Annotated in this window: 12 protein-coding genes; all 12 read right to left on the bottom strand. The window is 38.5% G+C overall.

The features are described 5' to 3' along the window. Positions 1 to 77 precede the first annotated feature (77 nt). Positions 78 to 710, bottom strand: a complete 633-nt coding sequence (locus CNQ82_RS03410; RefSeq protein ID WP_123144098.1) for a class I SAM-dependent methyltransferase — start codon at positions 708 to 710, stop codon at positions 78 to 80. A 53-nt stretch (positions 711 to 763) separates the two neighbouring features. Then, positions 764 to 1,519, bottom strand: a complete 756-nt coding sequence (gene pflA / locus CNQ82_RS03405; RefSeq protein WP_123144097.1) for a pyruvate formate-lyase-activating protein — start codon at positions 1,517 to 1,519, stop codon at positions 764 to 766. Positions 1,520 to 1,977: 458 nt separating this feature from the next. Next, entirely contained in the window at positions 1,978 to 4,227 is a 2,250-nt protein-coding gene (gene pflB / locus CNQ82_RS03400; RefSeq protein WP_123144096.1) for a formate C-acetyltransferase, read from the bottom strand. A gap of 308 nt (positions 4,228 to 4,535) precedes the next feature. Continuing rightward, positions 4,536 to 4,907: a DUF488 domain-containing protein gene (locus tag CNQ82_RS03395; RefSeq protein ID WP_123144095.1), complete on the bottom strand. Its 372-nt coding sequence runs from the start codon at positions 4,905 to 4,907 to the stop codon at positions 4,536 to 4,538. 1,086 nt (positions 4,908 to 5,993) lie between these two features. After that, complete coding sequence (locus CNQ82_RS03390) at positions 5,994 to 6,443, bottom strand: DUF3021 domain-containing protein (protein ID WP_123145634.1); 450 nt, start codon at positions 6,441 to 6,443, stop codon at positions 5,994 to 5,996. Positions 6,444 to 6,451: 8 nt separating this feature from the next. Further along, positions 6,452 to 6,895 (bottom strand): LytTR family DNA-binding domain-containing protein, encoded by a 444-nt coding sequence (locus CNQ82_RS03385; protein WP_123144094.1) that lies wholly within the window; start codon positions 6,893 to 6,895, stop codon positions 6,452 to 6,454. A 175-nt stretch (positions 6,896 to 7,070) separates the two neighbouring features. After that, positions 7,071 to 7,796, bottom strand: coding sequence for an epoxyqueuosine reductase QueH (locus CNQ82_RS03380; RefSeq protein ID WP_123144093.1), 726 nt, complete (start codon positions 7,794 to 7,796; stop codon positions 7,071 to 7,073). An 81-nt stretch (positions 7,797 to 7,877) separates the two neighbouring features. Continuing rightward, positions 7,878 to 8,798 carry a DUF5996 family protein gene (locus tag CNQ82_RS03375; RefSeq protein WP_240624919.1) on the bottom strand — a complete coding sequence of 307 codons (921 nt, stop codon included), beginning with the start codon at positions 8,796 to 8,798 and terminating at the stop codon, positions 7,878 to 7,880. A gap of 90 nt (positions 8,799 to 8,888) precedes the next feature. After that, on the bottom strand, positions 8,889 to 9,311 hold the full coding sequence (locus tag CNQ82_RS03370; protein ID WP_123144091.1) for a universal stress protein: 423 nt from the start codon (positions 9,309 to 9,311) through the stop codon (positions 8,889 to 8,891). 400 nt (positions 9,312 to 9,711) lie between these two features. After that, a complete protein-coding gene (gene galU, locus CNQ82_RS03360; RefSeq protein ID WP_123144089.1) occupies positions 9,712 to 10,578 on the bottom strand; it encodes a UTP--glucose-1-phosphate uridylyltransferase GalU in 867 nt (288 codons plus the stop codon). Positions 10,579 to 10,889: 311 nt separating this feature from the next. Next, positions 10,890 to 12,773 (bottom strand): polysaccharide biosynthesis protein, encoded by a 1,884-nt coding sequence (locus CNQ82_RS03355; protein ID WP_123144088.1) that lies wholly within the window; start codon positions 12,771 to 12,773, stop codon positions 10,890 to 10,892. 123 nt (positions 12,774 to 12,896) lie between these two features. Next, on the bottom strand, positions 12,897 to 13,634 hold the full coding sequence (locus CNQ82_RS03350; RefSeq protein ID WP_123144087.1) for a YveK family protein: 738 nt from the start codon (positions 13,632 to 13,634) through the stop codon (positions 12,897 to 12,899). Positions 13,635 to 14,181 lie beyond the last annotated feature (547 nt).

Genomic DNA, 14,181 nt, shown 5'->3' with positions numbered 1-14,181 from the left:
TCAAATATAATTTTAAATCCATTTTAACAACACAAATAGTTTAATGAAGATTTCACATAAATGTCAAATATTGTTGGTTATGATTTGTTTGCCTTTGCTAAAAATAGTGATGCATCTTGATTCATAAAGATTTTTTCGCCTTGGTAAAAAGTATGGATCGTCGGGTCCGTGAACCCTGCCTTTTCCAATTGTGCTTTGACTTCTTCTTGTGTAAAGCCTGAATGAATAAGCGGATGACTGACGTTCTCGTTGTAATTAAAATCTGCTATTAGAATTTGACCGCCTGGCTCAAACAATTTGAACAATTGTTTTAACAACGTTTGGGTATCTGAAACATGCAACATTACCAAGGACATGATAATGGTGTCGACTTGTATATCAGGCAGCTTATCCTCGACTACGTTAAGATGCAATGTTTCTGCATGCTTTAAATCTAAGTCCTTAATTTTCCGTTGTACTATTTTCAGCATTTCATTCTCTGCATCTGCAAAGATGATGTGGTCCGCTTCGTCCGCAAAGCGCAAACCTACTAATCCTGTTCCGCAGCCGTAGTCTAGCAAACGGTGCGGGGTACTCATGCGTGCTTCCATCTCTCCCGCAATTTTTCCCGTCAGGTGAATTTGAGGGTCATTATCGTAGCGATGTGCAATGTGTTGGAATACTGAGTCTTCCATGGTCCCACCAGCCTCTCTTGTCTTTGGTTCTAGCATAACAAATGCAGACACTTGAGTGGGTTCAAGTGCCTGCTCCGGGATGGATGATATTAGTGAATGGAAAGTGGTGTTGCGCCTTGGAAGTTGACGAGTTCGTAAGCACGTGCGACTGCTGCTTCGCTCGGCTCTTGCACGCCTTCCAAGGGATAGGTTTGCCCGAGTGCTTCGTATTTGTGCACGCCGAGTTGATGGTATGGCAAGATTTCGAAGCGTTCGACGTTGTCTAGTGTAGCGATAAATTTGCCAAGCTGGATGAGATCGTCTTCGTCATCGGTATACCCTGGAACGAGGACGTGACGGATCCACACGGGTTGTTTGCGTTCGGACAAATGTTGTGCAAATTTCAAGATATGCTGGTTAGGTTTGCCGGTCAGTGCCAAGTGTTTGTCGTTGTCGATGTGTTTAAGATCGAGCAGTATAAGATCTGTATATTCGAGCAAGTTGTCTAGGTGCGCGAGAAAGGTTGGTGTTTCGTTGACGCAACCGGCTGATGTATCGATACAAGTGTGAATGCCTTCTGCTTTCAACTGCTGGAAAAGGAGTTCTAAGAAAGGCATTTGCAGAAGCGGTTCTCCTCCGCTCACTGTGACACCACCGCCTGAAGTGCTGAAATAAGGACGATACGGAAGTATTTCTGCGACGAGTTCCTCTGCACTCACTTTGCGTGGCGCATCGGTCAAATTCCAAGTGTCAGGGTTATGGCAATAGAGGCAACGCAATAAGCAGCCTTGTGTAAATATGATATATCGTAGGCCTGGCCCGTCGACCGTGCCCAAGCTTTCTACAGAGTGAATTCGTCCTTCCATTGTATAGACCTCCTTAGTATTTTGGGTGGTGTGTTGCGGTTGTGTGGGCGTCGGGCGTGTATGGGAAAGCGGATTGCGAGTTGCGGAATTTTCTAGACACTTCTCAAAAACTTGTGTCTAGATTACACTCTTTTCTAGACACTTCTCGAAATCTTGTGTCCAGATTATGCCCTTTTCTAGACACTTCTTAAAATCTTGTGTCTAGATTATATCCTTTTCTAGACACTTCTTAAAAACTTGTGTCTAGATTACATCCTTTTCTAGACTGACAGTAGCTATCTGAATAGAAAATGCGCTTGTTCCAAGCTTTTTCTATTCTAGTTAGCCTTGCCGGGGCGGGAAGACGAAATAATTTTATCCAAAATTATTTCTGTCCCTCTCCCTTCTCAAAATCTTATGTCTAGATTCTCGTCCACGGCCGCTTCACCCTTTCCACACACCTGCTTCACACTACTCCACTACATTCTTTCGTGGAATGTTCTTGATATAACATCGAGTTGTTGCTCGCGTGTCAACTTAATAAAGTTAACCGCATAGCCGGATACGCGAATTGTGAGTTGCGGATATTCTTCCGGATGCTCCATAGCATCGATTAATGTTTCACGATTGAAGACGTTGATATTCAAATGGTGACCATGCTGCATTGCATAACCATCTAAGACAGAAACTAAGTTGTGATTTTGTTCAACGTCTGTTTTGCCAAGAGACTTCGGCACAATACTAAATGTATTAGATATACCATCTTTACAGTATTCATATGGAATTTTAGCAACTGATGACAACGATGCTAATGCACCATGTTCATCACGGCCGTGCATAGGATTCGCACCTGGTGCAAATGGTTCGCCAGCTTTGCGTCCATCTGGTGTGTTGCCTGTTTTTTTACCATATACTACATTAGACGTAATCGTTAACACACTCATAGTGTGTTCGGAATCACGATATGTTTTATGTTTGCGCAATTTTTTCATAAATGATTTCACTAATTCAATCGCAATGTCATCTACGCGTGCATCATTGTTTCCGTATTTAGGGAAATCTCCAGTTGTTTCAAAGTCCACAACTAAGCCGTCTTCGTTACGGATCGTTTTGACTTGTCCGTATTTAATAGCGGATAATGAGTCGGCTGCTACAGAGAGTCCTGCAATACCAGTTGCCATCGTGCGATGAACATCTGTATCATGCAAGGCCATTTCGATGCGTTCATAACTATATTTATCGTGCATATAGTGAATGATATTTAATGAGTTGATATAAACTCCAGCCAACCATTCCATTATTTGATCGAATTTCGCATACACTTCATCATAATCGAGTATTTCAGAATCAATCGGTACAAATTCTGGGCCGACTTGCATGCCAGATTTTTCATCTTTTCCGCCATTAATCGCATATAGCAATGTTTTCGCTAAGTTAGCACGTGCACCAAAGAATTGCATTTGTTTGCCGATGCGCATTGCAGATACACAGCAGGCAATACCATAATCGTCACCATAGCTTTCGCGCATCAAGTCATCGTTTTCATATTGGATAGAGCTGGATTTAATACTCATTTCCGCACAATATGCTTTAAATTTTTCAGGTAAGCGTTGCGACCAGAGTACTGTCAAGTTCGGTTCTGGAGCAGGTCCTAAGTTATCTAAAGTGTGTAAGAAGCGGAAGGAGTTTTTAGTGACCATAGCGCGTCCATCTAACCCTACACCGCCGATTGATTCAGTTACCCATGTCGGATCGCCTGAGAATAGTTCATTATAATCCGGAGTACGTGCAAATTTCACCAAGCGCAATTTCATAATAAAGTGATCGACAATTTCTTGTACTTCACGTTCAGTTAATACACCCGCTTGTAAATCACGTTCTGCATAAATATCTAAGAAGGTAGACGTACGTCCTAAACTCATTGCAGCGCCATTTTGTTCTTTAATTGCAGCAAGATATGACAAGTATAGCCATTGTACCGCTTCTTTAAAGTTCTCTGCAGGTCGGCTGAGATCGAATCCATAACGTTCTCCTAATACTTTCAATTCTTTCAAAGCGCGATATTGTTCGGATAACTCTTCGCGTAATCGAATTGTGCTTTCATCCATTTCAGTAGACATATTATTAAAGTCTTTCAATTTTTCTTCCATTAAAAAGTCAATACCATACAAAGCAACACGACGATAATCTCCGATAATACGACCGCGACCATATGCATCAGGCAACCCAGTAATAATACCCGCTTTACGACAAGCCAACATTTCTTTTGAGTAGGCATCGAAGACACCTTGGTTATGTGTTTTACGTAAATCCGTAAAAATACGCTCTGTTTCTTCATCTAAATGATAGCCATATGCTTCACAAGCCGCTTTCGCCATACGAATACCGCCGAATGGCTGCATGGAACGTTTGAATGGTTTATCAGTTTGAACGCCCACGATTTGTTCTAACTCCTCATTCAAATAGCCTGCATTATGCGACAAAATCGTCGAAGCGACTTTAGTATCCATATCCCACATGCCGCCGCGTTCACGTTCTTCACGTGTTAATTCCATCACTTGATTCCATAAATCACTTGTAGCCCGTGTAGGTGATTCCAAGAATGATGAATCTCCGTTATACAACGTATAGTTCAATTGAATAAAGTTTCTCACATCTACTTCTGAAGCCCACTTACCTCGTTTAAAGCTTGCCCATGGCGTCGTTTTCTCTTTCATTGTTTCAACCATAATAATCCCTCCATTGGATTTAATGTGATGTGTTAAAGCTTGTTACCGTTTTCACAAATGAGTATACGGACTTTTGTGAAAAAAATCACTTAATTTCCGAAAGAATTAAACAAGGTGTGTCAAGGTTGTGAAACTGTATTATATATTTGTACTATACGATAGATAGTGTATTAGAACAGCAATCGTTTTATTTGCAAAAAATAAGAAGCTAAGACAATAGAATGTCTCAACTTCTGTGTATTATACTAGCAGACTTGGCCGGGTGCCGGGGCGGGACTACGAAATAATTTTTTGCTTCGCGCCAGCAATTATTTATAGCCTTGTTCTTTTAAATATTCTTGCAATACTACCGCTTGATTATGTTCTTCATCTTTAGCCGAATATAACAACACTACATCTTTACGCGCATCGTTAATGATACCTTCTAATACTTTCAATTCTTCGTGCTGCTCTTTATTATTTTTCAACTCATCAATGTATTTCTTTTTAAAATCATCAAATTTATCAGGATCATGTCCGAACCATTTCCGCAACTCTGTGCTGGGTCCGATATTCTTCATCCATTCATCTAAATTCGCATTCTCTTTAGACATGCCACGTGGCCAAACACGATCGACAAGTACACGCACACCATCATTTTGTGCTTTATCTTCATAAATACGTTCAATTTTAATAGCCATGCTAGTTCCCTTCCTTTTCAAAAAATTTTTCCGCTTCACTTTCTGAAATACCCTTGCTTTCTTGCTACAAACAAATTGTGTGTTTTGCAATTTTTTTCACTGTCAAAAAACATTACTGTGATAGAACAGTAATTTATGAATATTACAGCAATTTAAACAGGTTCACAATAACGTCACATGTGCAAATAATTTTATACCATATTTAGTGATTTTTATCACATTCTTTGTTAGAGTTATATGTGAAATAGATAACAAAGTTGTTGTAAGCGGATGCGCTGTTCAAGAGAACGTAGAGAAATGAACAGTTGATGGATATGCGCTTTTGGCAACGCTATCTATTCAATTATTTCATTTAGCGAAGGTTGGAGGATTCAGTGAGTTTTCTAACCTAGACGCTTAGCAGTGAACGAGATCACCTTAGATTCTGCAACTTAGAGTAGATTTAGATACAGAGATGCTGTGGTAGGAGTCTCTGTATCGCTGCTCCTTATTGATCCCTACGTTACCCCACGTAGTAATAAGGCAGCATCAAGTATATTTCAGGAGGTGACTTTCGATTTTCAGAAGATAATACACTGTGTCGGCTCCCCCGTAGATACAGTGGGCATGCACAATTTTATATTCAAGCAATGAATCATGAGTGAGTTTCCCCAAGCTCACAGCATTCAACAAACGGCAGACACATTCGTTATTGAAACCGGCTCCCCAACCGTTTTCAACCAACTCCCAATAAATCCCTGTTTGGGTCTGCATGATAAAACAAGTCTTGAATATAATTTGTGAAGATCTGCTGATTGTTGAAACATTTGTATCATGAACTTTAATGCTTAATTCACATGAAGACAGTTCGAATGGTAGAGGATTCGACATCGGATTCACTGAATTAAGAATTGATTACCCCTTATAATTGTAGGCAAAGTAAGTAATCAAGCATTAACAACAATCCTATTAAATGCACTCCTATTAAATATACTAAGATAACATTGTGCCGGACACCTCCCCTTTAGGGTCCGACATAACTCCTGATAAAAAATTGATATTGTTAAACTGCGAGAGAAGGTTTCCCCAAGCCTTCTCTTTTTTTGGTTATTGCTTCAATTCTTTGTTGATCACATCTACTAAAGCTTTGTTTTTAAAATAATTCACTACCCATATAATGGCATACACGAAGATAAAAATACCTGTGAAGAATAAGATGTCAGCTAAAGTTAATGGAAACCATCCTGCTAATATGGCAAGGGGCAGAAATCCAATATAGCAAATGACAATATGGAGAACTGTCTTTTTTAATAAACTCCAATCTGAAGCGTCGTAAATCATACTCGCTAAACCAAATAACACACCAATCAATCCCCATATAACGACTGCAATCAACATAATCATAGGTTCAGACAAATGAGTTTCATATAAATGTCCCATCAATGAAACAGGCGATACCGGAGAATAGTGTCCTTGTCCAAAAATGCTGGAAAATATGACTGATAATATTGTGCCGATAACAACGCCTATACAAAAATCATTCATAAGTGGTTTCATTATTTTTTTCATAATTTTAACCTCGCCTTCAATTTTTTTAAATAACGTCTTGAGGAATAAGTGGCTTCTCCATGTTTCAACGTAATATGAATCATGCCATTCGCACCTACACTCAAATATTTGATATTACGAATATTCAATATCTCTGACTTTGAAATTCTAATGAAATAATGCGGAAGTATCTCTTCTAATTCATATAAAGGCTTTGAAATTTGCAAGCATTGTGTAGGTGTCCAAGCATATAATTTCTTATTTTCTGCTTTAATCTGTAATACTTCTTCAATCGGTAATTGAAAAACACGCTGATATTGGTTTTTACCAGTTAAAGTGATGAGTGTCTCATCTTGTTCGGCACATGCGATAATTTCTTTAATTTTTTGCGAAGCATCTTTTGCATAAATTTCCACACGTTCATCTTCTTCATCTTGAGAAAAATAACAATTTACTTTCATAAGCACAGCTCCTTCCTTAATTTTATTAAACCAAAACACCTTACTAATAAGAATCTTTTTAAGATAAGCGGTCAGCAGTATAAGACAAGCGGTTCACTTAAAACATGCTTTATTCGGTGTGTTCACTAAAAAAACAGCACGCCTTTTTAGTAGCGTACTGCTTTCACTTCACCTATTATTTTGTTTCAACTGTATCTAAAAATGCTTTTGCTGCTTGATTTACCTCTTTAAAATCAATCCCTTGTGCTTGTGCTGCAAAGACACAGCCACAATAACATTGACGATAAATATTATAATCTCTGCACATTTCTAATGAACGTTCATAGCCTTTATTTTTCTTAAAGTCGCTTGGAAGGTAATTGACATCATAAAGTTTCTGAACTTCCGCACCGAGTTCGTTAATCAACTGTGCATTCTTTTTAGGTGAAAGTGTCAATGCACTGCCGAAATAATCATAGCCATGTTCGACCGCCGCTTCTGCCACCATATCTAAACGCATTTCAAAACATGCACGACATCTTAATCCGCCTTCAGGTTCTTCCATTAAACCGCGCTCTTTAGCCATCTTCATGAATTCATGCGGTTTATAAGGCGCCTCGATATAACGTACATTCGTCCCATTTTCTTGATTGAATTTTTCTATAAAATCCTTTTGTACCCAAGCTCTGCGTTCATATTCCTTTTTAGGATGAATATTGGGATTAGCAAAATAAATTGCTAAATCTGCATATTGGGACAAGAACTCTAATACATAAGTACTGCAAGGTGCGCAACAACTATGCAGCATAATTTTTGGGCGTTCATCAGTACGCTCCCATTGTTGAATCATTTTCTTTAATACACGATCATAATTAATTTTTTGGTTTTTCATTTTGGCAACAATGCCATCCATTTCTATCATTGCTGTCGCCCTTTCTGTTCATTCTTTTCAGGTGTCGAAACACACGATTAAATTCATTATATATGATTTAATCGCAGCATGCTATGCATCTTTATTCGTATGCAAATTAGGCGGCATATGCATCGGCACTTCACTATGATCTAGGTCTGGCCATTTAAGATGTTCACCAAAGATGGCAAAGCCGCTTTCAAAGACTGCTTTAATCGTATCTAATTCTCTTAAATCTCCACGTTGCAATTCATAGACAAACTCTGTCAAAGTTTGGTCAAAACGCGCGCCTTCAGGTAGTGAAGCCTGGAAGGTAAAGTCTTTATCTACAAAAGGATAAGGCAATACGAAATAAGTAGGGCCTGCAAAATCGCCGCCGCCGAACCAGAAACCAAATTCAATCATTTCCTCATCAAATGCTCCATATTCAATGACTTGTGCTGGTTTAAATTCTTCATGAAATTGATTGTTGACCACAATAGCTGAAATGTCGAAAGTTCCCCAGAAAAATGCAGGGCCTGCAGTTCTAGCGCGTAAAGGATGGATAAAGCGTTTTAAAGAACGCTCTGCATATTGCATTAATTCTAGAGCCTTCACCGCAATATCGTGATTATAGTGATGATGTGTTGTATCTTCATCTAAAGGAATTTTATTTTTCATCTCTTGGGGCGCTGGATTCAATTGTACTTTAATATCATAATCATCTAAGGTACCTTTTATTTGTTTGAAATAATCTTGAACTGTTTTACCATCTTCTAGGGCAAAAGCTGTTTTTTCGTGATTCACACGAACTTCAATCAAATCGTCTAATAAATTGATATCAATCGAGAAGTGTTTATCGTCAACATAAAGTATACCTGTAGTTAAGCCTTCTGTTGTGATATCTAAAGTCACATGTTCCCATTGAGGTCGTTGATACGCGCAAGCAATTTTATACTTGCCTAGAATCTGAGTGATCAAGTGCAGGGTCAATTGTTCATCTTTCCAATCTTGATACTTTAATATTTCCATCATTTCTTCACTCCTTCTCGGTTTATTTACCCCTTTTTTATTCCTAAAAGCAGACATGAAAAAAAACCGCCGAAGCGGTTTTTTTGTTTATTATTATTTTACAATCAATACAGGTGTATTAGAACGTTTAGCCACTTTATGAGTAACATGACCTAATACGTGTTTTAATTCTACACGAGAACGTTTATTACTCATGACCACAATATCGTATTTATTAGATTCTAAATCAGTTAAAATTTCTGTTGTCGGAGAACCCACTGTAAATACAATTTCATAAGGTAAATTCAATTCTTCGAGCTTTTTCACAAAAGGTTGCATATCTTCTTCTTTTTCTTTAGTTACTTCTTCAAAATGTTTATTTTGGTAACGCACATAGTTTGCTAAATCTGTTTCAGAAATGACATTAAAGACGGTGATTTTGGCATCTTCTTCACCATTTGTAAGTTTCTTCAATTGTTCTGGAACATTATTGAAAGCATTGCCGAAATCGAATGGTACTAAGATATTTTTATACATATACATCACTCTTTCTTGAAAAAGTTGTTTAATAATTTATTCATTATTAATTTACCCTATACCGTTAATTAATAACGTTCTTCAAGAAAAATTCATAATATTAATGTGGTGGGTGTTTGGGGCGGCGGGATGAGGGCGGTGGCTGAATATTGGACACGTTCGTTCCATTCTTGGCCAATATATCCATTTATTGGACACGTCGCCCACCATTCTTGGCCAATATATCCGTTTATTGGACACGTCGCCCACCATTCTTGGCCAATATATCCGTTTATTGGACACGTTGCCCACCATTCTTGGCCAATATCCTGCGCCTGCACACTTTTTATCTACACAACGCCCACACAAATGAAGGAGCTAGGACATCATAATGTCTTAGCTCCTCCTCTACTTCCACCTATTACAAATCTAAATTTTTAATATAACTTTCGATTTCATCTTTCATTTCTGCATCTTTTAATGCATAAGCAATTGTTGTTTTAACAAATCCGATTTTTTCACCGACATCATAGCGTTGGCCTTCGAAATCATAAGCGTATACTTTATCATCTTGATTCAATCGCTCAATCGCATCTGTCAATTGAATTTCGCCGCCGCTGCCTTTATCTTGAGTTGATAAATAATCAAAGATTTCAGGTTTCAACACATAGCGACCCATGATTGCTAAATTTGATGGCGCAGTACCTGGCGCTGGTTTTTCCACAAATTTTTCTACTTCATATAAACGCCCTTCATGACCTTCAGGCTTAACAATACCATAACGATGCGTTTCATCTTCAGGTACAGACTGCACACCAATCACGGATTTTTCAGTTTCCTCATACATATTCATCAATTGTTTAATCGCTGGTGTATCAGATTCAACAATGTCATCGCCCAACAATACCGCAAACGGCTCATTGCCAATAAATTGACGCGCTGTCCAAATTGCATGACCTAAACCTTTTTGTTCACGTTGGCGCACATAGAAGATATTAGCTAATTGTGTAGAATGTTGTACTTTTTCTAACAAGTCATCCTTACCTTTTTCACGCAAGTTATTCTCTAATTCCACTTGGTTATCGAAATGATCTTCAATAGCACGCTTATGTTTACCTGTGACGATGATGATATCCTCAATACCCGCACGTGCCGCTTCTTCCACAATATATTGAATAGTAGGTTTATCTAATATCGGCAACATTTCTTTAGGCATTGCTTTCGTGGCAGGCAAGAATCTTGTCCCTAATCCTGCTGCTGGTATAACTGCTTTTTTAATCTTAGACATTTAAATTCTCCTTTGTAAAAAAGAGCCGGGAAAGCAGGTACTGATTTAGAGTAAATCTTATGTATGTTCCTGCGTTTAAGTCTGATACAGCCCCGTACTCTAAAACGTTTCCATTATACCTAATATTATGAGTTTCATATTCAATAGTCAATAATGAACTTGGTTAAATCATCCTACAATATTCTGAAATTGTCGAAATTGTAGCTGATTTTATCCGAAACGAGTATTAGACCACACTTTTGAGGGCCATTCCACTCTCCAATTCTTTCTTTTCTCAAAAAGAAAACACCCGCCGAAGCAGGTGTGTCTGATTAGTTGATCACGCGAAAGGGCGGGATATCGTCGTTGCCCTCATCTTGTGCGTCGACTTTGCCGTTTTTATCTTCGTAACGATGGTTGGCGAGGTCGATTAGTTTTTGTTTGTAATCTTTGCTATGAATAATTTCATCGAGGATGCGCAGTACATCTTCATTTTCCATTGTTTCTACTTTACCGCGATAGATTTTTTCGTAGACTTGTTCTGGATGTATTTCGTCTTCGTCGAGAAGTTCTTCGTAAAGTTTCTCTCCTGGTCGTAAGCCGGTAAATTGGATTTCGATGTCGCCATCTTTGTATCCGCTCAAGCGAATTAAGTTTTTCGCTAAATCTACAATTTTAACTGGTTCACCCATATCGAGCACGAAGACTTCTCCGCCTTCTGCGATTGCGCCGGCTTGCAATACGAGTCGTGCTGCTTCTGGGATTGTCATGAAGTAACGTGTGATGTCAGGATGTGTCACTGTAATTGGACCGCCCGCTTCAATTTGTTTCTTGAATAATGGAATAACTGAACCGCGGGAACCGAGTACGTTACCGAAACGCACTGCCACGAAATCAGTCTTACAGTTCTCTTCGTTCATGCTTTGAACAATCATTTCGGCCGCACGTTTAGAAGCACCCATAACATTCGGCGGGTTGACTGCTTTGTCGGTCGAAATCATAACGAATTTGCTGACTCTGGCTGCACGTGCTGCTTCTGCTGTGTTTTTAGTACCCATCACGTTATTTTTAATAGCTTCGCTTGGATTGTATTCCATCATCGGTACATGTTTATGTGCTGCTGCGTGGTAGACCACGTAAGGTTGATAATGGTCTAAGATCTTGAACATGCGTGCTCTATCTTGAATATCCGCAATGACTGGTACAATATCAATTTGGTCGCCGTATTGTTTCTGCAACTCTTGGTGAATGAGATAGATACTGTTTTCACCGTGTCCGAGTAAGATAATACGTGCAGGTGCGAAGCGGCAAACTTGGCGACAGATTTCTGAACCGATTGAGCCGCCTGCACCGGTTACCATAATTGTTTGATGGGTCAATTCTTTAGAAATCAACTGCATGTCTAATTCCACCGGATCGCGCCCGAGTAAATCTTCAACTTCGACTTTCTTCAATTGATTGACTTCGAGTTCACCCGACATGACTTCTTCGATATTCGGCATCTTCAATACAGTAACGCCGAGGTTTTCACAGATATCATTAATTTCACGTAAGCGTTTTTGAGAAAGTGTCGGAATTGCAATGATGATTTTCTTAATACGATATTTACGTACTAAATCAGGTACATCTTCAATTTTACCTTGGACTTTTACGCCTTCTGTAATCGTTAATTTCTGTTTATTCGGATCATCATCGACTGCAAGTACAGGTTCCATGTCCATACCGGGACGTTTCAACATCTGTTGAATCAGCATTGAGCCGCCCTCTCCTGCTCCGATTACTAAAGTATTCTTTCTTTTTCGACCTCTGCGGTTAAGCGTTCTGCGAAAGATTCTCCAAGAAAGTCTTGAACCACCGATTAAGAGGATATGCATCATCCATGTGATAAAGTACAATCTCAAAAATGGACCTTCATGTGTGAAAAAGGGAACGACCAGTACGGTTAAAGCCATTGAACAGGTTACTGCTTTGACAATAACAAACATTTCGTTAATACTGACGTATTCCCAAGCGCGGTGATATAAATTGAACACACTAGCGAAGATATGGTGCGAACATAATAATACCACTGATGATAGGATTAATAATTTTAATGAATAACCTCGGAAATATGGTTCTAGAATCGAATAGCTTAAGAAGACAGAAAATGCGACGATAAGTGAATCGACGATTAAAAAGAATATCAGACGCTGCTGTCTTACAGGTAATTTGGACACTTTCTTTCACCCCAATTTAATGTTCTCTCTCTTTGTCTTAAATGCAAGTTATAGTGACTTTGAAAAAGCAAGAGGTCGGGCGTTCTATTTGAATCCCAACCTACTGATAGTGCAATAAGTTTACTAGCGTAGATGATTTCCTTCATCAGGTCTATCATGCTCATTGATATCATCTTGCGTTAAATCTTCTCTTTTAGGACGTCTGCGTTGATGCGTATGTTGTGTGTGCGGTGTTTCATTGCGCTGTGTTTTATTCTTTTTTGTATTTCTTAAGAATTCCAAAATACAGATGAGAATAACTGCTAAAATTAATCCTGCAATAAAGCCGACAGCGGCATTTTTACCCATGCTTGTGGATGTGGATTTAACATTGTCTGCTGATTTAGATAAAACTTCAATATCACCTTTTTCAGCAAGACTGCCGATTTGCTTTTTGAAGATTTCAGCTGACTGATCTGCAATTTTTTCAGCACGTTTTTTGTTTTCGTCTGTAGCAGTAAAGTTCAACACTTGTGAGTTAGGCTCATTGCTGATTTCTACTTTCTCTGAAATCGAATTCGCATCTTCTCCATGTCCGACTTCATCCGCAACTTTGCCTAATACACGTGGACTTTTTGCGATGTCAGTATATGTAGCGACGATTTGAGAATCTGCTTGGAATTTCTCTGCCATAGTTAGATCCCCTTTATCACTCTTGTTGATAAGGACTTGTGAAGTTGCTTGGTATTTGGGATGTACTGCTACTGCTGTAAACAGCACACTCAATAATAGGCAGACAATCGGTAGAATTATCAGCCACTTCAAATTGCGCTTGATAATCTCCCATAACTTTGAAAAATCAAAACTTTTATTTTCTTCCATATTGCTTCGTTACCTCCGTAATGCGGAAAATTGAATGCTACATGTCAGAAGCGTTGATGGTGCTTAGCTTTCACGACTAATCCGACCGCTTGTGATTCATTATAATGGATATAAAAGCATATTTTTGGATATTAATTGAAACATTGCATACTTTTTACATGTAATTTACAAACTTTAATGATATTTAAAATGATATTCGTTAATTGCTTACATTTATTTAAAAATTACTTCGCATTTCTTACATAATAGGGACTGGGACATAATAATGTCTCAGTCCCGCTCCCTCTTCACATTCATTGAACTTTCTAAAGGTTTCTTTTCAAAAAAGATGTGACAGTTTTGCGAAAAATTTTCAGTCGAGACGTACGACTTGAAATCCCTTATGAGCGTTGAGGTCCAGTATTTCTGCTTAATATTTGTATCCTTACATCGTTATTTCTTTTTTACATTTACCTCATATTATTTAAAAAAAGATTGTAGACTTTTTAAGATGGGTGTAAAATATCAATGATAATAATAATCAATTACAATTAAGTTTTGAGAGGTG

Source organism: Staphylococcus debuckii (genome assembly GCF_003718735.1).
GTDB lineage: Bacteria > Bacillota > Bacilli > Staphylococcales > Staphylococcaceae > Staphylococcus > Staphylococcus debuckii.
The sequence above is the reverse complement of the archived record's forward strand: the minus strand, read 5'-3'. Positions and strand labels throughout refer to the sequence as shown.